Source organism: Streptococcus mitis (assembly GCF_002005545.1).
In the GTDB taxonomy this organism is placed as follows: Bacteria; Bacillota; Bacilli; order Lactobacillales; family Streptococcaceae; genus Streptococcus; species Streptococcus mitis_I.
The window spans coordinates 1,162,912-1,185,026 of the sequence record NZ_LBMT01000001.1 but is presented as its reverse complement, the minus strand read 5'-3'; the positions used below and the strand labels follow the sequence as shown (position 1 = coordinate 1,185,026).

Annotated in this window: 19 protein-coding genes; 4 read left to right on the top strand and 15 right to left on the bottom strand. The window is 39.5% G+C overall.

All coding sequences use genetic code 11. The features are described from left to right. Window positions 1-91: 91 nt before the first annotated feature. The 4 genes from QS39_RS06085 to QS39_RS06070 all read right to left on the bottom strand — a co-directional run bounded on the left by QS39_RS06085 (window position 92) and on the right by QS39_RS06070 (window position 3,515). Window positions 92-946 carry an NAD(P)H-hydrate dehydratase gene (locus QS39_RS06085; RefSeq protein WP_077804936.1) on the bottom strand — a complete coding sequence of 285 codons (855 nt, stop codon included), beginning with the start codon at window positions 944-946 and terminating at the stop codon, window positions 92-94. Between the two features lie 140 nt (window positions 947-1,086). Further along, on the bottom strand, window positions 1,087-1,944 hold the full coding sequence (locus QS39_RS06080; protein ID WP_180375011.1) for a bifunctional methylenetetrahydrofolate dehydrogenase/methenyltetrahydrofolate cyclohydrolase: 858 nt from the start codon (window positions 1,942-1,944) through the stop codon (window positions 1,087-1,089). A gap of 153 nt (window positions 1,945-2,097) precedes the next feature. After that, window positions 2,098-2,832, bottom strand: coding sequence for an amino acid ABC transporter ATP-binding protein (locus tag QS39_RS06075; RefSeq protein ID WP_077804934.1), 735 nt, complete (start codon window positions 2,830-2,832; stop codon window positions 2,098-2,100). Beyond that, window positions 2,832-3,515: an amino acid ABC transporter permease gene (locus tag QS39_RS06070; RefSeq protein ID WP_033676806.1), complete on the bottom strand. Its 684-nt coding sequence runs from the start codon at window positions 3,513-3,515 to the stop codon at window positions 2,832-2,834. Before QS39_RS06070 ends, QS39_RS06075 begins: the two co-directional genes overlap by 1 nt. Window positions 3,516-3,705: 190 nt before the next feature. Here QS39_RS06070 and QS39_RS06065 point away from each other — a divergent pair, with 190 nt between their 5' ends. Together QS39_RS06065 and QS39_RS06055 are read left to right on the top strand one after the other, a co-directional pair. Continuing rightward, on the top strand, window positions 3,706-3,936 hold the full coding sequence (locus QS39_RS06065; RefSeq protein ID WP_000443570.1) for a DUF1797 family protein: 231 nt from the start codon (window positions 3,706-3,708) through the stop codon (window positions 3,934-3,936). Window positions 3,937-4,166: 230 nt separating this feature from the next. Next, window positions 4,167-6,434, top strand: a complete 2,268-nt coding sequence (locus QS39_RS06055) for an ATP-dependent Clp protease ATP-binding subunit (protein WP_077804932.1) — start codon at window positions 4,167-4,169, stop codon at window positions 6,432-6,434. 40 nt (window positions 6,435-6,474) lie between these two features. Here the strand turns inward: QS39_RS06055 and QS39_RS06050 are convergent, their stop codons facing one another. Beyond that, entirely contained in the window at window positions 6,475-7,089 is a 615-nt protein-coding gene (locus QS39_RS06050; protein ID WP_077804931.1) for a GyrI-like domain-containing protein, read from the bottom strand. Between the two features lie 54 nt (window positions 7,090-7,143). Beyond that, window positions 7,144-8,046: a helix-turn-helix transcriptional regulator gene (locus QS39_RS06045; protein WP_077804930.1), complete on the bottom strand. Its 903-nt coding sequence runs from the start codon at window positions 8,044-8,046 to the stop codon at window positions 7,144-7,146. A gap of 175 nt (window positions 8,047-8,221) precedes the next feature. Between QS39_RS06045 and QS39_RS06040 the strand changes: the two genes are divergently transcribed. Next, window positions 8,222-8,674, top strand: a complete 453-nt coding sequence (locus tag QS39_RS06040; RefSeq protein WP_033676801.1) for an NUDIX hydrolase — start codon at window positions 8,222-8,224, stop codon at window positions 8,672-8,674. A gap of 58 nt (window positions 8,675-8,732) precedes the next feature. After that, window positions 8,733-9,032 (top strand): DUF1827 family protein, encoded by a 300-nt coding sequence (locus QS39_RS06035; RefSeq protein WP_000767197.1) that lies wholly within the window; start codon window positions 8,733-8,735, stop codon window positions 9,030-9,032. Between the two features lie 173 nt (window positions 9,033-9,205). Here the strand turns inward: QS39_RS06035 and ezrA are convergent, their stop codons facing one another. From ezrA to QS39_RS05985, 9 genes are all read right to left on the bottom strand, one after another. Continuing rightward, the gene (gene ezrA / locus QS39_RS06030) at window positions 9,206-10,933 is read right to left on the bottom strand and encodes a septation ring formation regulator EzrA (protein ID WP_077804929.1); all 1,728 of its coding nucleotides are present in this window, start codon (window positions 10,931-10,933) and stop codon (window positions 9,206-9,208) included. 81 nt (window positions 10,934-11,014) lie between these two features. Then, a complete protein-coding gene (gyrB, locus tag QS39_RS06025) occupies window positions 11,015-12,961 on the bottom strand; it encodes a DNA topoisomerase (ATP-hydrolyzing) subunit B (protein WP_077804928.1) in 1,947 nt (648 codons plus the stop codon). Between the two features lie 14 nt (window positions 12,962-12,975). Beyond that, window positions 12,976-13,539 (bottom strand): HAD family hydrolase, encoded by a 564-nt coding sequence (locus tag QS39_RS06020; protein WP_180375010.1) that lies wholly within the window; start codon window positions 13,537-13,539, stop codon window positions 12,976-12,978. 84 nt (window positions 13,540-13,623) lie between these two features. Then, entirely contained in the window at window positions 13,624-14,178 is a 555-nt protein-coding gene (locus QS39_RS06015) for a DJ-1 family glyoxalase III (RefSeq protein WP_077804926.1), read from the bottom strand. 10 nt (window positions 14,179-14,188) lie between these two features. Then, entirely contained in the window at window positions 14,189-15,412 is a 1,224-nt protein-coding gene (locus tag QS39_RS06010) for an FtsW/RodA/SpoVE family cell cycle protein (RefSeq protein WP_077804925.1), read from the bottom strand. Between the two features lie 36 nt (window positions 15,413-15,448). Beyond that, on the bottom strand, window positions 15,449-17,899 hold the full coding sequence (locus tag QS39_RS06005; RefSeq protein WP_077804924.1) for a bifunctional DnaQ family exonuclease/ATP-dependent helicase: 2,451 nt from the start codon (window positions 17,897-17,899) through the stop codon (window positions 15,449-15,451). A 197-nt stretch (window positions 17,900-18,096) separates the two neighbouring features. Continuing rightward, window positions 18,097-19,026: a peptidase U32 family protein gene (locus tag QS39_RS06000; RefSeq protein WP_077804923.1), complete on the bottom strand. Its 930-nt coding sequence runs from the start codon at window positions 19,024-19,026 to the stop codon at window positions 18,097-18,099. Between the two features lie 559 nt (window positions 19,027-19,585). Continuing rightward, the gene (locus QS39_RS05990) at window positions 19,586-21,223 is read right to left on the bottom strand and encodes a hypothetical protein (protein ID WP_077804921.1); all 1,638 of its coding nucleotides are present in this window, start codon (window positions 21,221-21,223) and stop codon (window positions 19,586-19,588) included. After that, window positions 21,204-21,953 carry an ABC transporter ATP-binding protein gene (locus QS39_RS05985; RefSeq protein ID WP_077804920.1) on the bottom strand — a complete coding sequence of 250 codons (750 nt, stop codon included), beginning with the start codon at window positions 21,951-21,953 and terminating at the stop codon, window positions 21,204-21,206. Before QS39_RS05985 ends, QS39_RS05990 begins: the two co-directional genes overlap by 20 nt. Window positions 21,954-22,115 lie beyond the last annotated feature (162 nt).

Sequence of the window (22,115 nt, the reverse complement as noted above, 5' to 3'; positions counted from 1 at the left end):
GTCAAAAACGCATAATATCAAGTATTAAAAAACTTGATATTATGCGTTTTATTGTGGTAATATTTACTTCGTTTTCTCCTAAAATTGAATTTTATCCCATTCTTTTTTGAGATATTTTATTCATTACTTTAGGAAGACAATTACTAATTTCCGTTGGCAAGACCACATAATGTTCTTGAGCTAGTTCTTGAGCAATAGCTGAATGAAGATGAGTCGCTACTGCCACACGCTCGTAGAGACTGGCTTGTTTAAACTGGCCTGCAAATCCTGCAATCATCCCAGCCAGAGTATCTCCCATTCCCCCAGTCGCCTGATAGGGACCGCCAACCTGTAACTGGTAATAATCAGATTGGCCAGCCTGCCAAATACGAGTAGCCGCACCTTTCTCTACCAAAATTGTTCCTTGAGGGAAGGAAGTTAGGGCACTAGCCGTTGCATCTTCGTTTTGCTTTTCAATAGCAATACCAGACAGCTTTTCCCACTCCTTTTGGTGGGGAGTTAGGATAAGCTGGTTAGATGGAAATGACAAACTTGTTCGAGCTAGAATGGTCAGGGCACCTCCGTCTACAATCAAAATCTGATTTTGACTTAAATTAACAAAGACTTGTTCTACTAGATTTTCTCCAAAAACATCGTCTCGTAAACCAGGACCCAGCAAGACAACTTCTGCCTTCTCCAGTTGCTCTTTTAACAATTGCTGGTCTTGCAGAGAAAAGGCCATAGCCTCTGGTAAATTGCTGTGCAAAGCTGGGATATTTTCCCTATCTGTTCCAACAGTCACCAAACCAGCTCCACTTTTAACAGCTGCCAAAGCAGCCATGACGACAGCACCACCATAAGGATAAGTCCCACCAAGCAACAGCAGACGGCCATAGTCTCCTTTATGACTGGTACGAGAACGTTCAATAATGACTTTTTCTAGTAAGGCTTGATTAATCACTTTCATTGTTTTTTCCTCTCGCTTTTATTATACAACAAAAAGGAGGCGCAGACCTCCTTTTGTAATCTTATATCTAAAATTTAATACTCATTTCTACCATTTTAGATATAGCTATAGAAAATAGAATTTCTTCAGCGAATTTTCTCTTATTTTCTATCCAATGTTCGAAGTGCTGCCTGATAGGTTTGCTCCATCAGCATGGTAATGGTCATAGGACCTACACCTCCAGGAACTGGCGTAATATGGCTAGCAAGTGGGGCAACTGCCTCATAATCCACATCCCCACAGAGCTTACCATTTTCATCACGATTCATCCCAACGTCAATGACTACCGCACCTGGTTTGACAAAGTCAGGAGTCACAAATTTAGCACGACCAATTGCGACCACAAGAATATCCGCTTTAGCGGCCACCTTAGCGAGATTATGGGTGCGTGAGTGAGTCAAGGTCACTGTTGCATTCTTGGCCAAAAGAAGCTGGGCCATAGGTTTTCCAACAATATTTGAACGACCGATGACCACCGCATTTTTACCTTCTAATTCAATCCCATATTCATGAAACATTTCCATAATTCCTGCAGGTGTTGATGGAATCATGACTGGATGACCAGACCAAAGGCGTCCCATATTTAGAGGATGGAAACCATCCACATCCTTTTCTGGGTCAATAGCCAATAGAACCGCCTCTTCATCAATGTGTTTTGGTAATGGCAACTGGACCAAAATCCCATGCCAAGCTGGATCCTGATTATATTTAGCAATCAGGTCTAACAATTCCTCTTGAGTAATGGTCTCTGGAACTCGCACTACTTCGCTACGGAAACCAGCCGCAAGAGCTGACCTCTCCTTGTTACGAACGTAGACTTGGCTGGCTGGATTGTCCCCAACCAAAATCACTACCAAACCAGGCACTAGACCTGTTTCTTCCTTTAATTTTGCAGTCTTTTCAGCCAACTGCCCCTGCAATTTGGCCGCTAAAGCTTTCCCATCAATAATCTGTGTCATATCACTTCTCTTTTCTTTCAAATATCTTCCATTATACCAAAAACTGCTAGTCCCCTCTAACACTTCTTTCCTAGGCAATCCTATAGTTTCAAACTATAAGAAAAAGCTCGGGTCGAGCTTTCCATTAATCTTGTCTTGAAATTTTAAAATAGATTATAAAACCTTACTCAAGAAGTCTTTAGTCCGTTGTTCTTGGGTTTGTTCAAAAATCTGTTCTGGTGTTCCGTCTTCAACAACCACACCGTCTGCCATAAAGATGACACGATCTGCCACCTCACGCGCAAAGCCCATCTCATGTGTTACGATAACCATAGTCATTCCTGACTTGGCAAGGTCTTGCATAACAGCTAGAACTTCTCCAACCATCTCAGGGTCCAAGGCTGAAGTTGGCTCGTCAAAAAGCAAAACATCTGGTTCCATAGCCAACCCACGCGCGATGGCAATCCGCTGTTGCTGACCACCTGACAAACTCTGTGGATAAACAGTTGCCTTATCTGGTAAACCAACTTTTCCCAAAAGTTCCTGAGCTCTCTTCTCTGCAATTGCCTTACTTTCACCTTTGGTCTTGATAGGAGACAAGGTAATATTTTCCATCACAGTCATATTAGGAAAGAGATTAAATTGTTGGAAAACCATGCCCATCTTCTCACGCATGGCAAACAGGTCATTCTTCTTGTCCGTAATATCGACTCCCTCAAAGATAACCTTCCCCTTGGTTGCTTCTTCCAACAAATTCATAGAGCGAAGCAAGGTAGATTTCCCGCTCCCCGAAGGACCGATGATAACGACAACTTCTCCTCTTTTAATCTCGAGGTTGATGCCCTTCAATACTTCATTCTTTCCAAATGATTTATGTAAATTTTCAATTTTTATCAAGGTTTCTGTCATTATTTCTTATCTCCTTGTCCCATACGTTTTTCAAAAGCTTTCAAGGCTACTGTCAAAATAGAGGTCATAATCAAGTAGTAAAAGGCTGCAAATAAAAGTGGTGTTAAAGGTAGATAGGTTGTTGTAGAAACTGTTGTAGCCCCGTTCCACAACTCCATAACACCGATAGCTGATAAGAGGGAGCTGTCCTTGATAATGGTAATAAATTCGTTCCCCAATGCTGGCAAAATATTTTTGATTGCTTGTGGCAAAATCACATATCTCATAGCATTTTTAGGACGAATCCCTAACGAATAAGCCGCTTCTAGCTGACCTTTTGGAACCGCATTAATCCCAGCACGGACAGTCTCAGAAACATAAGCACCACTGTTCATAGAGATAATCAAAATCCCTGGAATCAGACGAGAAAGATCAACACCCAAAATTCCAACCTGAATAGTCGGAGCATTGATGTGCATAAGAGCAAAAGCAATCATAATCTGAACCATCATCGGTGTCCCGCGGAAAATCCAAACGTACAAGTTGGCGAGCCAAACAAGCGGTTTAAACTTTGACCGTTGCCCAAAAGCCAAGACAACACCCAAAATAGTTCCCAAAAAGACAACACAGATAGAAATGAGAACCGTCACAATAGCCCCATAGTTAAAATAAGGCAAATACTTAGGTAAAAAAGAAAAATTCATAGTCACACTGCTTTCTAAAATAGAATACTGTATGATTATAACATGTATTGAATTAAAATTCAAACTTTTTATCCGATTTATTCAAAAAAACTTTAAGCTGGTAGAATTAGCGAGAAATCTTAGTTTTTTCTAGTCAAGTTGGCCTCCTTTATGGTAAAATAGTAACGATAAGAAATGAAGGAGAATCAAAATGGAATCACATTTGGTTAGAATCATCAACCGCCTTGAAGCAATGGCAAAAGACGGCGGAAATTTAAAACGTAATTTTGAACGCGAAGGAGTTGTTGTTGCAGAAGTTGCATACAGCCACGACGAAGAAAACGGCTCAATCTTTACCCTTCGTGATGTCGAAGCTCGCGAAACTTATACGTTTGATAGCATTGACTTGATTGCAATGGAGATTTACGAACTCCTTTACTAATACAAAACAAGCTGGGATTACACCCTGCATGTCTAACCAAAATCCTTTTTGTCTCACAAATAGGATTTTTTTATAGTCCAAATTCACAAAAATTTTCATTGTAACAACTTCTCAAAGCTGCAATCTTTTTACTTGCTTTACACCCCAATCCTGTTATAATGAGAGTATAGAAATTTGACTATTTTTGACCTTTGGACAGGTCAAGCTAAAGAAAGAAATGAGGTAGATGTATGCTTTGTCAAAACTGTAAAATCAATGACTCAACAATTCATCTTTATACCAATCTTAATGGAAAGCAAAAACAAATTGACCTCTGTCAAAACTGCTATAAGATTATCAAGACAGATCCTAACAATACCCTCTTTAAAGGTATGACGGATCTGAACAATCGTGACTTTGATCCCTTTGGTGATTTCTTCAATGACCTAAACAATTTCAGACCTTCTAACAACACTCCTCCGACTCCCCCAACCCAATCAGGTGGAGGTTACGGCGGAAACGGCGGTTATGGTTCCCAAAATCGTGGATCTGCTCAAACTCCACCACCAAGCCAAGAAAAAGGCCTGCTAGAAGAATTTGGTATCAACGTAACTGAAATTGCCCGTCGTGGAGATATAGACCCTGTTATTGGGCGCGACGATGAGATTATCCGTGTCATCGAAATTCTCAATCGTAGAACTAAGAATAATCCTGTTCTTATCGGTGAACCAGGTGTCGGAAAAACAGCTGTTGTCGAAGGTCTAGCTCAGAAAATCGTTGATGGCGATGTTCCACATAAACTCCAAGGCAAACAAGTCATCCGTCTAGATGTGGTTAGCTTGGTTCAAGGAACGGGTATCCGTGGACAATTTGAAGAACGCATGCAAAAACTCATGGAAGAAATTCGCAAACGTGAGGATATCATCCTCTTTATCGATGAAATCCATGAAATTGTTGGTGCGGGGTCTGCGGGCGATGGCAATATGGATGCAGGAAATATCCTCAAGCCAGCCCTTGCCCGTGGGGAACTGCAACTGGTCGGTGCTACTACCCTCAATGAATACCGTATCATTGAAAAAGATGCTGCCCTAGAGCGTCGTATGCAACCTGTTAAGGTCGATGAACCAACGGTTGAAGAAACAATCACTATCCTCAAAGGTATTCAAAAGAAATACGAAGACTACCACCACGTTCAGTATACAGATGCTGCAATTGAAGCAGCTGCAACTCTTTCCAATCGCTACATCCAAGATCGCTTCTTGCCTGACAAGGCCATTGATCTCTTAGATGAAGCGGGTTCTAAGATGAACTTGACCTTAAATTTTGTGGATCCTAAAGTAATTGATCAGCGCTTGATTGAGGCTGAAAATCTCAAATCTCAAGCTACACGAGAAGAAGATTTTGAGAAGGCCGCCTACTTCCGCGACCAGATTGCCAAGTATAAGGAAATGCAAAAGAAAAAGGTCACAGACCAAGATACTCCTATCATCAGTGAGAAAACCATTGAGCACATTATCGAGCAGAAAACCAACATTCCTGTTGGCGATTTGAAAGAGAAAGAACAATCTCAACTCATCCATCTAGCTGAAGACCTCAAGTCTCATGTTATTGGACAGGACGATGCAGTTGATAAGATAGCCAAGGCTATTCGCCGTAATCGTGTCGGTCTCGGTACGCCTAACCGCCCAATCGGAAGCTTCCTCTTCGTCGGACCAACTGGTGTCGGTAAGACAGAACTTTCCAAACAACTAGCTATCGAACTCTTTGGTTCTGCTGACAGCATGATTCGCTTTGACATGAGTGAATACATGGAAAAACACAGCGTGGCTAAGTTGGTCGGCGCCCCTCCAGGTTATGTTGGCTACGATGAGGCTGGGCAATTAACTGAAAAAGTTCGCCGCAATCCATATTCTCTTATTCTCTTGGATGAAGTAGAGAAAGCCCATCCAGATGTTATGCACATGTTCCTCCAGGTCTTGGACGATGGTCGTTTGACAGATGGGCAAGGACGTACCGTCAGCTTCAAGGATGCCATTATTATCATGACTTCAAATGCAGGGACAGGTAAGGCTGAAGCCAGCGTTGGTTTTGGGGCTGCTCGCGAAGGACGTACCAACTCTGTTCTCGGTGAACTCGGTAACTTCTTTAGCCCAGAGTTTATGAACCGTTTTGATGGTATTATCGAATTTAAGGCTCTCAGCAAGGACAACCTCCTTCAGATTGTCGAGCTTATGCTTGCAGACGTTAACAAGCGCCTTTCTAGCAACAACATTCATTTGGATGTAACTGACAAGGTCAAGGAAAAATTGGTTGACCTCGGCTATGATCCAAAAATGGGGGCACGCCCACTTCGTCGTACTATTCAAGACTATATTGAAGACGCAATCACTGACTACTACCTTGAAAATCCAAGCGAAAAAGACCTCAAGGCAGTTATGACCAGCAAGGGCAAGATTCAAATCAAATCTGCCAAAAAAGCTGAAAAAATCAAAGAGAATACTTCTGAAATAGAAGATTAGAACTCATAAAAAGAACAGGAAACAAGATCTCCTGTTCTTTTTAATTCTCTTCTTGAACTTGATAGCGAAGAATTGTTTTCAATTTGCTTGGCTCCGTTCGATGAAGGTTATTGAGATAGATTTCTCGGTGGTACTCCGTAATTCTTTTGAGTTTATGAAGTTGACAAAAATCTTCCATATCTGCAAAAGTCTCATTTTCTGTATCAAAGGGTCCTACATGAAGCATAGCAAGACTTAGGCCTTCTTCTATTTTTTCAAAACGAATAGCCTCATAGAGAAGATTTGGCTTCTTGATCATCACCTCGTTCAGAGCTTCCTCAAATAGTTCTCGCGTAATAAAATCGGGTTGCCCAATCATAATGCTATAAGAAAGCTCACTTTTTACCAGTTCTCCTTCCTTCTCCTTTTTCCATAAACCTTCTAAAGGAAAGACTGTAAAATCATGGTAAACCTCATCCAGAGGAGCTTTTTTATACTTCATCTTTATCGCATAAGCTAAGGCATACAAAATTCCTACGCGTTCTGAAAAATCTTCTTGATTTGGATCGCCTTTACCATCTATCACGATATAGGATTGACCTGGTACTTCCAAGATGGTGGGCCTAGCCTTAATTTGATAAAGAGCTTTCGCTTCTTTTCTCCATTCGTATTTCATTTAATTCTTCTCCTTTCTATCTCTAGTATAGTACTAAAACCCTGACATCTTTTGTCAAGGTTTATAAAATTTTTGGATTTTTTCTACTCTAGAAAGCAGTTCCTTCTTCAGATAGTCAGGGTCGAGTATTTCCACTCCATCTAAATAAGACAGGAGGTAAGTATACATACTTTCATGCTCTGGTAGGACTGTCTTGACATAATAACATCCATCTTTGCCCAAGCTAATCTCATCTTCTAAAAAATCTTCATAAACCCGGAAAGCAAGCTTGGGACTAAACTTCAAGGAAACTTCGATTTGATTTGCCACTTGATCTGAACTATCAACGGAATCCATCAGGTTTTTCTGCTTCACTATTTCATTTGTTAGGTGACAATTCCTAATTCTAGATAACTTGAAAAAACGCCAGTCTTCCTTCAAACAACAGTAAGCATGAAGGTACCAATCTCTCTTTTTAAATACGAGTTTAAAAGGTTCAACTGTACGAATCGTTTTCTGACCACTCCCACCTAGATAAGTGATGACCAGTCGCCTCTTCTCTAGAATAGCATGTTTGATATTATCAAATAATTCTTTTTGACCTTCCCGCTTTCTCCAGTCAGTCAAATCTACTTCTATCCAAGGGCTGGTAGAAACTTGAAAAATAGATTCTAATTTTTCAAGTAACAGATCTTGTCTGTCATCCGTCAGAGCTTGAATCCCTTGCAAAGCAGACAACAGTTCTATTTTTTCATTCTCCGACACAAGAGCGCGATCCAGGACAAAGTCCTTCATTAAAAAAATTCCACCTGAGTTTCCAGGAATCGAATAAAGGGGAATCCCCGCCATACTCAAGCGCTCAATATCACGATAAATTGTTCGTACAGACACTTCAAATAATCGGGCTAATTCAGGAGCTGTTGTACTACCTTTTTCTAAAAGTAGATATAGAATACGAAATAATCTTGATTCTGCCATAAAATCACCTCCCTTTTATTATACCAGTTAAAGAAGTCCATTTAGAGAATTTACCCCAACAAATATTGATAAAGTTAAAGTAGATTTTCTTCACAAGTTCGTTGGTTTCTTCTTGACAGCTTGCCCTTTGTCCATTATGATAATAATAACGATACTAGATAATGAGGAAAATTCAATGGCAAACCCAACTTTTGGAGAAAAAAAAGCGAATACAGACTATGTTGCACGCTATGGAGTGTATGCAGTTATCCCTGACGCTGAACAAAAACAAATTGTTCTTGTTCAAGCACCTAATGGTGCTTGGTTCTTACCAGGTGGCGAAATTGAATCAGGTGAAAATCATCAGGAAGCCCTAAAGCGTGAATTGATTGAAGAGCTTGGTTTCACAGCTGAAATTGGTACCTATTACGGACAAGCTGACGAATATTTCTACTCTCGTCACCGTGATACCTACTACTACAATCCTGCCTACCTCTATGAAGCGACATCTTTCAAGGAAGTTCAAAAACCACTAGAAGACTTTAATCATATTGCCTGGTTCCCTATTGACGAGGCTATTGAAAATCTCAAACGTGGTAGTCATAAATGGGCCATTCAATCTTGGAAAAAACAGCATAAGATTGACTAAATCAAGCTACTTTATTCAAAAAGTGCTATAATAGTATTAGAAAATCGGAGGAAATGTTATGAAGCTTATCAATACGACAAACTCACACTCGCAACTTGTAAAAAGCCAGCTAGAGAGTACAGATGCAACTCTTGTTGAGGTCTATTCTGCTGGAAATACAGATGTTATTTTTACCCAAGCTCCGCTTCACTATGAAATCCTCATCTCAAATAAACACCGTGCTATTCGAGAAACTGAAATCGAAGCCATCCAAGAATTTTTCTTGAAACGTAAAATTGATAAGGACTCTATTGATGAGGCCAATATCAAAACCCTCTACTCAGAAAAATTAATTGGGATTTCAATTCCAATCAAATAAAATTTTGGAGAGATTAGAAAGCTATTGAACCTTATAGACCAAACATAGGTTCTGACTTGCTTTTTAAATCGTCTCCAATTTTTTATCTTGAGATCTTATCATACAAGATTTTATAGACAAATAATAAAAAAGATTTGATTCTGCTTCTCACACAATCAAATCTTTTTCTTTTATTAAAAACGAATCGTTTCACGTGTTTTCTCATATGAGGTAACAAAGCGGTTAGTTACACCAGGTTCTGCCACTTCCAATGCTTGAGAAATCTTGTCAAATGAAGCGCGATAATCAAATTCTTTTTCAAAAATATCTAAAGCTTCGTTAAATGCTTCTTGGATGCGTTCATCAAATGAGCGATAGCGGTTAGAATATTGCAAGAGTTGCTCTGTCAAGGTTGCATACTGTACAATATTATAAGTTTCCGTTTCTAAAGCTTCCATATCATTCGTTGCAATTTCCAGAACACGGTTAACTGACTCTATATTGACCAATTTTTGTTCTAATTCAGCCATTAGATCTTCCGTATTATTACTTGCTGTAAAGAATAACTTCAAGAAAGTTTGTGGAATACCAGGTAGGTTCCGTTTTTCCATATATCTCTTGATTGTATGGAGACGATTAACATATACATTTGCCTTTTGACGTGCATTGATATCATCTTTCTCAATTCGTGCAAGACGCTCACTAACTGAAATCTGTTCATCTTCAATCTCTTTAAGATTTTCCTGTAAAGATTCAAGATTTTCTTCAAGAATTGAATATGCTTGAGTTGGTTCATCTTGATTTGATGTTGCCTCAATAATAGCAGTCTCAAAGTTTTCTAATTCACCCTGTAAACGAAGAACATGACTTGCATCTGACTCAGAAAGTAAATAGTTTTTACTCAAACGCTCAATGTCTTCTATCAATAAAGCATTATTTTCCTTCATGTGTTGAAGATAAGTAGGAAGTGTTGCTACTAAACCTTCTACTACTTTCTGTGCCGCAATTTCTCTTGTAAAGATATCATAAAGTGCATTAATCTCTTCTTGGATTTGAGTATTTTCGTACTCTGCATTATCCAATTCTAGTTTCGCAATATTCTCATGATTTTTCTTGAGAGCTTCATAAAGCAGTTGGAAACGCGCTTCAATATCCGTTTCAGCAAAATGATAATTAGCATCTAAAAGCTTACGGTAGCCATCTTCTAAATCTTCCAGTTGATCAGGTAGGTCTTTAGATAATGTTGCTACAATTGCTGGTATACGATCAACAATATGCGTTAAAGCCAAGATATGATTTTCAGCATTATCCAAAATCACAGCAGCTTCTACTGGGTCACCTGACGAATTTAAAGTTACAAACTGAGAAAACTCGGATTGGATATTTTCCAATTGTTTTTCAATTTCAGATAAACCTTGTCCATATTCTTCAGAATGATCAGCAACTCGGTGTTGCAACTCTTCAAACAAGTCCAAGGTATGAAGAACACGTCCACTATTTTTAGACTCTTGTTTCTCCAAATCTGCCAAGGCATTGCGAATTGCCGCAATATCTTCTTCAATCAAGGTAATTTGACTCTCGATTTGATCAATTTGATGACTCGCTTTGAAAAAACGGAATGAGTTATTGTAACCTTCTGCCTCGAAAAGATTATTTTCGATATCGGCAAAAGAATTAAGAGATAAATCAACCCATTTTTGATTCCATTCACGGAAAGTCACCTGACTTTGTCCAATCAAGTGCATATTTTTTACAGCTTCAACTTCATCATTAACTGGAAGATTGTACAGTTCTTCTTTTTTCTCTTCTAAAATTGCTAGTTTACTTTCATTGCGTTTCCTTACATAGATTGCGATAGCATAAGCAATGACCAATAAAACTGCAACTGCAATTATCAAATAAAATACTAGGCTAGCAGACATATTAAACTCCTTTTTTACTTGAAACAATCGTAATGATTATATCATATTTTTTAGACCAAGGGAACTACTTCTCCCGATTTTTTAGACATCAAGTGTACTATAGACGGCATTTTCTTCGATAAACTCACGACGAGGCTCTACTCTATCCCCCATCAACATATCAAAGATTTTATCTGCTTCTGCAGCATCATCCACAGAAACTCTGGCCATCAAGCGATGCTCGGGATCCATTGTTGTTTCCCATAACTGATGATCATCCATTTCACCTAGACCCTTATAACGCTGAATAGTCGGTTTGGTACGACCTTCACTATAGCGGGCTAAAGCTTCTTGGAGTTTGATTTCTTGATCTGCACCTGGCTGGATATATTCTTTAATCTCGCTTCCAACCTTGACACCATAGATTGGTGGTTGGGCGATATAAACATAACCAGCTTCTAGGATTGGTTTCATATAACGATAAATCAAGGTCAAAAGAAGGGTACGAATGTGGGCTCCATCGACATCGGCATCGGTCATTAAAACGAGTTTTTGGTAACGGGCTTTCGAAACATCAAATTCTGCCCCAAATCCTGTTCCCATGGCTGTGAAAAGACTACGAATTTCTTCGTTAGCTAGAATCTTATCCATACTTGCCTTTTCAACGTTCAAAATCTTACCGCGGATTGGAAGAATTGCCTGAAATTCACGGTTACGACCAGATTTGGCTGATCCACCAGCTGAGTCTCCTTCGACGATGAAGAGTTCTGTTTCAGCAGGATTATTAGAAGAACAGTCTGCTAGTTTCCCTGGAAGGTTGGAAATTTCCAAACCAGATTTTTTACGAGTGACTTCACGCGCACGCTTGGCAGCTACACGAGCCTTAGCAGCTAAAATCCCTTTTTCCACGATACGTTTGGCAATCTGTGGATTTTCCATGAGGAAATCGGAGAAGGCATCACTGAAGAGGCGATTGGTAATCTTGACCACTTCGCTATTCCCCAGTTTGGTCTTAGTTTGTCCTTCAAACTGTGGATTTGGGTGTTTAACTGAGATAACTGCAGTTAATCCTTCGCGAACATCTTCCCCTGTCAGGTTGTCTTCATTGTCTTTTAGTAACTTATTCTTACGAGCATAATCGTTGATGACACGTGTCAAGGCTGTACGGAAACCTTGTTCATGCGTTCCACCTTCATGGGTATGAATATTGTTGGCGAAACTCATGACATTTTCATGGTAACCCGTTGTGTACTGCATGGCTACTTCAACTGTGATATCATCCATCTCACCGTCTGTATAGATTGGTGTATCAAAGATTACATCCTTATTCTCATTGATATATTCAACGTAACTAGCAATCCCACCCTCATAGTGATAATGCTTAGTTTGTTCCAAACCTTCACGCTTATCTGTGATGGAGATTTGAAGACCGCGATTTAGAAAGGCCAACTCTTGAATCCGTTTATTTAATTTATCGAAATCAAAGGTTGTTGTTTCCGTAAAGATTTCTGGATCCGGTGTGAAGTGAACCGTTGTTCCAGTTCTATCTGTATCCCCAACCACCTCAAGGTCTGCAACAACATGACCACGACGGTATTCTTGGTAATGAATTTTACCGTTTTTGTGGACATGAACGTCTAATTGAGTGGAAAGGGCATTAACTACTGATGACCCCACTCCGTGAAGACCACCTGAAACCTTGTATCCACCACCGCCAAACTTTCCTCCAGCATGAAGAACCGTAAAGACTGTCTCAACAGCAGGTCGGCCTGTTTTTTCCTGAATATCGACTGGGATACCACGCCCATCATCAACAACTGTAATCGAATCATCGGGCTCAATAAAGACTTGAATATGGCTGGCAAATCCTGCCAAGGCCTCATCAATTGAGTTATCAACGATTTCCCAGACTAGATGGTGAAGACCTTCTTTTGAGGTTGATCCGATATACATCCCTGGACGCATACGAACAGCCTCTAAGCCCTCTAAAACTTGAATTTGACTGGCATCATAATCCTGTGCCTGCAGATTTTTGATTTCTTCTGTCATCTTATTCCTTTTTCTTACATGTCTAATACTTGTCTTAAATTCACGATACTAGTAAACAAGTGGGTAGCTAGTCCAGCAGCTTGACCTGCTTCGATATCAATCAGCCGATCACCAATGACAAGGCCTGAACTAATTTGATATTTTTCTCTTAAATAAATCATGGACTCAGGATTTGGCTTTCTCTTAAAACCTGAGCTAGAAGTCACTACTTCTGTAAAATAGGCTGCTATAGAGGTTTTTTCTAAAATTTCCAAGACCTGATCATTTCTGTGAGAAACTAAGAAATGACGCCCACCTTGATTTGAAATGTCTGCTAATAAGTCAGAAACTCCATCAAACAAAATCGGATGTTCAAGTTCTCTGGCTTCATTTTCCTTGTATTTTTCTAAAAAATTCTCTAAGTTGGGAGCGAATGTCTCAATCGCAAAATCAGTAGAAACCTTTAAAGCCTGATAGACACTGTCATGATCTTGTGTGATGCCATACAGTGCCAATGTTTCAACAAATGCAGCTGTTGAAGTTTCGTAATTATCCAGTAAAGTTCCACCTAAATCCCAGATATAATCGTGATATTTCATACCCTTCATTATAGCATTTTTTTATGAAAAAAGCGATGATTTCCCTGAGTTTTCCACATAAAAAACGAGAGTTTGACTCCCGTTTTACTGATTTTTACAAAAGACATCTCGATAGAGCATTCCTGTTCGTAAACCCTCTGCATCTCCGCCTAGTTGCTCCACCAACTCATAGGCAAAGGCAAGAGCTGTCGAGGGACCTCGACTGGTTGTCAAATGACCATCTACCACTACTGTTTCCTTGACATATTGACCATCAAGGATTTGCTCTTGAACGCCATCATAGCAAGTGTACTGCTTATTTTTCAATAGCCCTGCTTGGTTGAGGGCAATTGGCGCCGCACAAATGGCCGCCAGTTTCTTCCCTTCTTGTTCGAAATTTTGCAATTCTTGAATCAAGGCCTGATTATCGCGCAAATGTGCAGAACCAGGCATTCCTCCAGGAAGAACAATCATGTCATAGTCTGATAAATCACCATCAAAGACACGATCTGCACTTACTTGGATTGCATGCGAACCCGTCACTTGCTCCTCAAAACCAACCATATCACAAGTAATATTTGCACGACGCAAGACATCTACAACTGTCAAAGCTTCAATTTCTTCAAAGCCCTGAGCTAACATAACAGCTACTTTAACCATGATTTTCTCCTTATTTGATTCGTTTTAATACAACCTTTTTCCGCTTGAATCGGACTTTTCCACTCTTTTCTTCAGCTAGATTGGTTTGATAACTCATCGATAAAAGCAAGCCAACACCAATCAAGTTACTGATAATAGCCGATCCTCCTTGCGAAATAAAAGGCAAGGGAATCCCAGTCAAAGGAAGCAAACCCGTCACAGCGCCGATATTTTCAAAGATGTGGAAGAGCAACATCATAATCAAGCCAGTAGAAATATAGGTGTAGAACTGGTTATTTGATTTAAGAGTAATCTTCAACATACGGTAAATCAGCATGAGGTAAAGGGCAATAACAAGGACAGAGCCAATAAAGCCAAAATCTTCTGCGATCACCGTGAAAATCATATCCGACTCACGAACTGGAATAAGCAGATTCGAAGCATTAAATCCCTGACCAAATAAGCCACCGCTGCCAATGGCGATTTGTCCTTGAGCCTGCTGGTAAGTGGTTGTTTGGGCAAAGTCAAATGGATTGAGCCAAGCCAAGATACGATTGATTTGGTAGGTCGGCATTCCTAATTGATGAAGAAAAGCCCGGCCACCCTTACTGATAAAAATGGCTAGGAATCCAGCAACTCCTGTTACAGCAGTCACAAATACTGGGATAATAATTTTCCAAGAAACTCCTGATAGCAAGACGATTCCTGAGAAAATGGCTACAAAAACCAAAGCCGTCCCCAAGTCACTTTGAAGTGCCAAAAGAACTAGGACTGGAATGGTAAAGACAATCATCCAAAAAATTAATAAAAGGTCCAAAGGTACTGTACGTTGCCATTCCTTATGTTTCTTTGTAAATTGGACAATCACACGAGCCAACATAAGGATATAGGATATCTTCATAAATTCTGACGGTTGGAATAGGGTAATTCCATTTATTGATACCCAGTTTTTGGCACCCGTTGATGCAACTAGGCTTGGATTATAAAAGACGATCGGCAAGACCATGAGTCCCAAGCCTAAAATATACAGAAAGGGGGTCACTTTCCAAAGAAATTCTGTATTAAAGAGCATGACGATAAAACCAATCACAAGCCCCAAGGCGATCCAGGCGATCTGCTGCCCTAAAATGGGCAAAATATTATTTGGATAATCATGACTAACGGCTATATAAATAGCCACCACGCCAATAACCAGTAGAAAAAACACTGGCAAGAGCAAACTATAATCGACTCTAGAGTCGAGAGAACGTTTCATATATACTAACCTTATACTTTCATACAATACTATTTATCAAAGTTCATTTAAAAATTTATCAATAGCCTCATCAACTTCGGATTGAGAGACGGTTTTAACAGTCGCTTCTTTTGCTAGAGAAGTCACAATTTGTTTGCCATATCGCTTTCCGACAATCCTCCTATCCAAAATAAGAGTTAAGGTACGTTGGTGTTCGCGTCGCATACTTCTTCCCAAAGCTTGCTTTAAACGAATAATGGCCATTGGCAATTGATAATCATAAAAGGCATTTTTTCCTTCTTGATTCAGTTCCTGATTAATCTTTTTCGTCAAGGGCTCTTGAGGATTTTGGAAAGGAAGTCTTGGTACAACTTGAATCACAAAAGGATGGCTTGAAAAATCAACTCCTTCCCAGAAACTTGCTGCACCAAGCAGGATTTGTTGTTCACCTTTTTCAAAGCGTTTCTTCAGTTGATGAACATCACCATTTTTATACTGGGCCAGATGGCTAACTGGAAGTAAATCCGATACTGCTAGAAGCATGTCTTTAGCAGTAAAGAGAACCAAAATCGGTTGTTGGAAAACTTGAACATCCATCAGCAAATCAGCCACCTCTTGGGCATAAACTTCTAAGGAGGTTTCTGTTACCAGGGGAAAATCTTTGACCAAGACCACTTCTTGATCCTGTTTTTTATTAGATTCAATCTTGACAAATCTGGCTTCAGGGTAACCTAAAAGGTCTGCCAAAGAAACTCTCTGACTAATCTCAAGAGTAGCCGACACTCCCAAGACTTGACATGAATCAGGCACTAAAGAAGATAGAAGAATACGGCCTGATTTCGTAGAAGAAATCTGAATTTTCTTTTGACTCGTTTCAGTTGCTTCAAGCCAGTAATCACCTTCAGCAGTAAAATAGCGAACCAGTTCCTCAAAGCCTTCTACCTCTAATTCTGAAAAATACTGGTGGAGATTGGCCAGAGAGTCTAAGATATTTTTCCTAGATTTGCCAGACTGAAATTGTTCTATCAAGTAGAGACACTCAAAGCGAATACTTTCTAGTATTCGTTGCTGAATCCTGTTTTCTTCTCCTACTAAAGCCTTATCAACTAAATCAATAATAGACTGGATATCGCAAGTCTGCTGAAGTAGATTTTCTAGAGCCAACAAAACTTTTTGGACTTCATCAATAATCAATAAACGGTTACTAACAAATTCAGGATTATCTTCCAGTCTGGTTACAAGATAGGCATGATTGGTCACTAAAAGCTTGCAAGCTTGTGCCCTTTCTTGACTACGTTTCCAAAAATCTTCCGTCACAAATAAACTCTTGGATGATAAATTCCCATCATGACGAAGATCTGTTAGAAAATGTTGGTAACGGTAGAGTTGCCCAATTTCATCCAAATCTCCTGTCTCTGTCTCAGTCAGCCAGACCAAGAGTTGCATTTTAAAGCGTCTAAATAAGCGATTTTCATCATTTTCCTGCAAGGAACGATAAAAGGAATCCAGCTTCAGATAATTGTGTGGTCCCTTTAAACTATGAATATCTATATGGAACACTTCCTTGAGACGTTTACCTTCTTCTTCCATGATCTGATTTTGAAGAATCTTTGTCGGAATGCTAAGGACAATCTGACGATTTTCCACTTGGGACAATGCTGGTAAGAGATAGCCATAAGTTTTCCCAATCCCAGTAGGAGCTTGAATCAGAGAGACAGGCTCATCTTTCAATAGCAAGCCAACCTCTTTTGCAAAACTTTCTTGTCGTTCCCTCACTTCAAGATTCAACAGAGAAATATTTTTAGAAAAATCTTGGGATAGTTTTCGTGGCTCCAGGGGAGCCGTAGTTTTCTTGAAATACAGTCCTTGAACTTGGACCAAGTCTGGAGAACTCAGGATAGATTGGTTGCGATAAATTTCTTCAATAACCAGATAGGACTCATATAAGAGAGCGTCAGCCATTTCCAGCAAGCGTTCCAAGAGACCTTTAGGAAGTTGGGCCATCTTTTCCCGTAGAAATAAGAGTAATTCAGCAGTAGCTTGGGCATCTGAAAGGGCTGTATGAGCGTGTTTTAGAGAAATTCCTAATTCCCAGCACAAAATAGGCAAGCTATATTTTTCCAGTTCAGGGAAAAAGACTTGAGCCAATTCGACCGTGTCAACACGAGGATTTCTTAGTTCATAGCCTTCAAAAAATAAATTTTCCGCCAAGAGATTGGCATCAAACTGAACATTATGGGCTACAAAAATCCCATCCTTCACCAAGTCAAAGATTTTTCTAGCAACTTGCGAAAAATCAGGTGCTTGCGCCAGACGTTGGTCTGTCAATCCTGTCAGTTCTTTGATATGAGCATCTAAGGGTTCATGTGGATTGACATCCGTCGTATAGTGATCGACGATTTTTCCATCCTCAATCACAACAATTCCCACTTGAATAATTTTAGCCTTACTACCTGTGCTAGTTGCCTCTAAATCCACCACAACATAGCGATTACCAATCGTTTTCATTATAAAAAATTATACCAAAAAAAGAGCCATTTGGCACCTGCAAACATGGGATAATTTTCAAACTCAAGAAGGTTACTTTTCTTAAAAATCCCAGCAAACAGAGCATTATAGCCTGCTAATTTTTTGAAAATATTGAAGAATAAGAAAAATTGAGAGAAGAAATTTTAAGTCTTCCTTCTCTCAACGAATCATTTACTTTATTTAACCATATCAGGATCGTAGTCATAGAATCCTGTATCAAGGAAACGGTTTTTAGGGTGAAGTTTACGAACTTCTTCATCCAGCAAGAAGGCTTGGTCATGGCTAAAGTTACCATCTTGGATCAAGCTACGCGCTTGGATAAAGAGTTTTGCAATCTCAACAAAGTTCTGACCAGGTGTATAGAGACCTTCTAATTTCCAGTGAGTAAAACCATGCTCTACCAATTCTATCAATTTGGTCATCAAATCAAGGTCATTGTTGGCAAAGATGTGGGTTCCATGATTGTCTTCAAAAATGGAATAGTGACTCTCTGGGTCACTTGGCTCAGCCAAGAAGAGGTCACGCTTGCGCGTCTTTTCATCATCGATATGCGTAAAGTTATAGTAGTTTTGCAAAAGTGGACGTTTAGAATGGTGAATAACACTAGCACCGTAAACCAAAACTTCAGCAGGAATTTCCAAAATCTCTGGCATTTTGAAGAGTTCAGCTGATGGAATTTCACGCGCCAAAACAGCCTCAGATGCGCCAGCCTTTTGTCCCCAGAAGTTAATCTGACGACTACTTGTCACCATAGTTGAAGCATCATAGATGGTCTTAAATGAATAACCATCGCGATTGACCACATAAAAGACACCTGCATCCCCAATTGTAATGTAATCGGTCTTAATTTCTTCCAAGAAGTCCAGGAAAGGCTTGATACGGTCCATCATGTCTTGGTGCATGAGGGCATTGACTGCAACAATCAATTCCTTATCAGCATCATGAACCAGCTTAGCGATTTCACGCAATTGGTCATAACTAAAGGTCGTTGGCAGACGAAGGCCAAAATCTTTCTCACCGACATAGATACGGTCTACGCCAGCTTCGAGTAGTTGTTCAACTTGTTCAATACTTTCAGCAGTTGCTGTAACGATAATCTTTTCCATAAGAAAAATTATACCACATTTCTCCAAAATCAGCCAAGACTTATCAGAGTTTTACAAATAGGAATTATTTCAGTAACTTCCACTTGACTCACCAAGGTGGAAATTAGTCTAATACTCTTCAAACCACGTCAGCTTTATCTGCAACCCCAAAGCGGTGCTTTGAGCAACCTGAGGCTAGCTTCCTAGTTTGCTCTTTGTTTTGCATTGAGTATAAAACAGATTTTTATAAGAATAACTAGATAAAGGTAGACCCGGAAGTATAAGAGAGTTCGCCAGTAACAATTTACTTTGTACACTATCCATAAATAGCAAACATCTCAAGCTCCATTAATCTTCAAAACATCATAGATAAAATCTAGTACCAAATTTAAGCAATTGATGCTATAGGATTTATACATTGTTAAAAATTTCTAGTCGTTTTGTTCTTATGATAAGAAAAATGGCATAGAAAAACGAGTATATCCAACTACGGAAATGCTCGTTTTTTGATAGTTAGAAGTGTTTTTTTGCTCAGCTTCATTTCTTTTTATAAAATGTATCAAGCAAGCGACCAACTATCTCATCTTTTTTCTATTTCTGTCAATATGCGTGACAGGTAGTAATGATAGCCAAAAATAGCAAGAGCAAGCAAGAGGATAAGAGCTCCTACTCCCAAGCTGATAGCAAGGACAGGGGAGAGAGACCGAACCAAGAATAAGCTCCCTATTACAAGGGCCATTAAGATTGCACTATAAACCAAAATCAAAACAATTGCTACTATACGATTTGAACGGTTCACCAGGTCCGTAATGTTACTCCAATTTGTTGACAAATTTTTCACGTCCTTAAGGTAATGGTGGCAAGAAAGGATGACACTGGCAAGGATCCAGACTACAAGAAGATAAATCATCGAAAGGATGGGCAAGCCTAGATATAGAGAAAGGCCAAGTAAAGTCAGAACTGGTAAAAAGGACTGGACAGCAAATATAATCCAAAATTTCACTTTCACATAACGAGCAAAGTCAAAGGGTAAACTCTTCAGAAAATCAACATTTTCCCTCTCCAAGGACAAGGCAATTGAATGCAGGCTGGTGATATTGTTATTGACAACTGCTATAAAGAGAGCTATAAAAAACAAGGGTAACCAGTATGGAGGATGAATGTCTGGAACTATCTGAGAATCTCGAATTTTGGAAATCAGACCGATCATCATGAGATAAGGAAGAAAAGCACTTGTAAAAAGCACTGTAATCACGCCAGTTCCCTGTCCCAAGAGGGTGAGGTGGTAGCGTAAAACCATACGGAAAAAGCCCTTTTTATTAGTAGTTGAAATTCTCTCCTTATTGCGACGTTCTTTCTTGACCTTCTCCTCACTGTTAAGCAGAATCACGTCATAAAAATGAGGAAGAACCTTCTTTTTAGTCAAGTAAAGTAGGAAGAGAGTTAGTCCTATCCAAGCGAGTAGACCCAGGATGGCTTCTGTCGAAAAAGGAGCCACTGCTATTTTGTAAAAGATATGAAGAGGATAAAGGAGAAATGGAATGTCTCTAACTTTGTCAACAATACTTCCAAAAGTCGACTGTAGAAAGAGGACAAATATTAAAGGTATGAGAACCCCTATCCCAATCATCACATTCGAAAAAATAGACTGATACTTTCTGAAGACCGTAGTCTGAGCCAAGAAATGTACTGCCACTACCATCACTAAAGTAACAGAGACAAATAATAAGGTCAAGGACAGTAGCATCAAAGGCAAACCCAGCCAAAAAGAAGGAGCTAGCCTAATATAGAGGACTAGAAAATAAGCTAGGATTGGTACAATTCCAGGCAGAGCTGGCAAGAGGACAGACAGTCCTTTAGCGATTATAATCTCTGATTCTTTAAAGGCATAGGGTCTATACGATACCAAATCCTTACTCTCATAAAAGACATTGTAAAATGCAGTGAAAGAAGTTGAAAAGGCAAGCACCAGTAAAATAGCAACCATGCTACTAAAAAAACTTGGCATTTCCTCAAAAGGAAAACGAAAGGCTATATTTATAAACATGAAAAGCATCAAGAGACTAGAAAAAATGTAAGAACTTAGGACTCTAGCGGAAACATTTACTTTTTTCCCAGGATTCTTAGCCTGCTTCTTTCGTAGGTTAGCCAGATTAGCTTCTTGAGATGAATAGAGGATATTGATATCAACTAATTTTTTAATGACCTTGAGACGCATCTGAAACCTCCTCTTTTCTACCAGCAAGGCTAAGGTAGATAATTTCCAAAGACTGGTCTGGGTGGTCTTTTCTCAAGTCCTCTACACTACCACAATAAATCAAATGTCCCTTTTTCAAAATAGCAATCCGATCACAGACTTGCTCAGCTACCTCTAGCACATGAGTTGAAAACAAAACTGTCTTGCCTTTTTGTGCATGTTCCTTCATCATTTGCTTCAAATCAAAGGCGGCCTGGGGATCCAAACCAGTCAAGGGTTCGTCCAAAACCCAAATATCAGGATCAGACAAGAGTGCCCCGATGACAAAGACTTTCTGACGCATTCCGTGAGAAAGGGTTTCAATAACCTGATAGCGGTTTTCAGCAAAATCAAAAACACTCAATAGCCTAGCTAGACTAGTCTCCAAGTCAGAGCTAGTCAGATCATAGGATGAGGCGATCAATTCCCAAAATTCATTGGCTGTTAAGCGTAAAAATAAGTCAGGCGAGTCTGCAACGTAGCCAATCTTTCGTTTGATCGCCAAGCGATTTTCCGATAAATCCTGACCGTCTACCAAAATACGACCACTGCTAGGCGAAATGATACTGACTAAGGATTTTATGGTGGTCGATTTTCCAGCCCCATTATGGCCAATCAAGCCCATAATCTCCCCATTTTCAATCTGCAGATTGAGGTTGCTCAAAGCCTCTTTATCACCATACAACTTACTAACATTTTGAAATTCAATCATGGGATGACTCCTATCTTTATCTATATTACATACTATTATACTAGCACTTTGATACAAAAAAATCAACACTTTATTTTAAGTAGTCAAAATATATTTTTTCTATCTTACGCAAACGTTTGCGCTCAGAGATACTTTATGATAGAATAAAGAACAAGATTGACA

What these genes read in the sequence shown, in the direction of transcription:
- QS39_RS06085 (WP_077804936.1), bottom strand. Translation starts at nt 946, where the DNA reads ATGAAAGTGATTAATCAAGCCTTACTAGAAAAAGTCATTATTGAACGT.
- QS39_RS06080 (WP_180375011.1), bottom strand. Translation starts at nt 1,944, where the DNA reads ATGACACAGATTATTGATGGGAAAGCTTTAGCGGCCAAATTGCAGGGG.
- QS39_RS06075 (WP_077804934.1), bottom strand. Translation starts at nt 2,832, where the DNA reads ATGACAGAAACCTTGATAAAAATTGAAAATTTACATAAATCATTTGGA.
- QS39_RS06070 (WP_033676806.1), bottom strand. Translation starts at nt 3,515, where the DNA reads ATGAATTTTTCTTTTTTACCTAAGTATTTGCCTTATTTTAACTATGGG.
- QS39_RS06065 (WP_000443570.1), top strand. Translation starts at nt 3,706, where the DNA reads ATGGAATCACATTTGGTTAGAATCATCAACCGCCTTGAAGCAATGGCA.
- QS39_RS06055 (WP_077804932.1), top strand. Translation starts at nt 4,167, where the DNA reads ATGCTTTGTCAAAACTGTAAAATCAATGACTCAACAATTCATCTTTAT.
- QS39_RS06050 (WP_077804931.1), bottom strand. Translation starts at nt 7,089, where the DNA reads ATGAAATACGAATGGAGAAAAGAAGCGAAAGCTCTTTATCAAATTAAG.
- QS39_RS06045 (WP_077804930.1), bottom strand. Translation starts at nt 8,046, where the DNA reads ATGGCAGAATCAAGATTATTTCGTATTCTATATCTACTTTTAGAAAAA.
- QS39_RS06040 (WP_033676801.1), top strand. Translation starts at nt 8,222, where the DNA reads ATGGCAAACCCAACTTTTGGAGAAAAAAAAGCGAATACAGACTATGTT.
- QS39_RS06035 (WP_000767197.1), top strand. Translation starts at nt 8,733, where the DNA reads ATGAAGCTTATCAATACGACAAACTCACACTCGCAACTTGTAAAAAGC.
- ezrA (WP_077804929.1), bottom strand. Translation starts at nt 10,933, where the DNA reads ATGTCTGCTAGCCTAGTATTTTATTTGATAATTGCAGTTGCAGTTTTA.
- gyrB (WP_077804928.1), bottom strand. Translation starts at nt 12,961, where the DNA reads ATGACAGAAGAAATCAAAAATCTGCAGGCACAGGATTATGATGCCAGT.
- QS39_RS06020 (WP_180375010.1), bottom strand. Translation starts at nt 13,539, where the DNA reads ATGAAATATCACGATTATATCTGGGATTTAGGTGGAACTTTACTGGAT.
- QS39_RS06015 (WP_077804926.1), bottom strand. Translation starts at nt 14,178, where the DNA reads ATGGTTAAAGTAGCTGTTATGTTAGCTCAGGGCTTTGAAGAAATTGAA.
- QS39_RS06010 (WP_077804925.1), bottom strand. Translation starts at nt 15,412, where the DNA reads ATGAAACGTTCTCTCGACTCTAGAGTCGATTATAGTTTGCTCTTGCCA.
- QS39_RS06005 (WP_077804924.1), bottom strand. Translation starts at nt 17,899, where the DNA reads ATGAAAACGATTGGTAATCGCTATGTTGTGGTGGATTTAGAGGCAACT.
- QS39_RS06000 (WP_077804923.1), bottom strand. Translation starts at nt 19,026, where the DNA reads ATGGAAAAGATTATCGTTACAGCAACTGCTGAAAGTATTGAACAAGTT.
- QS39_RS05990 (WP_077804921.1), bottom strand. Translation starts at nt 21,223, where the DNA reads ATGCGTCTCAAGGTCATTAAAAAATTAGTTGATATCAATATCCTCTAT.
- QS39_RS05985 (WP_077804920.1), bottom strand. Translation starts at nt 21,953, where the DNA reads ATGATTGAATTTCAAAATGTTAGTAAGTTGTATGGTGATAAAGAGGCT.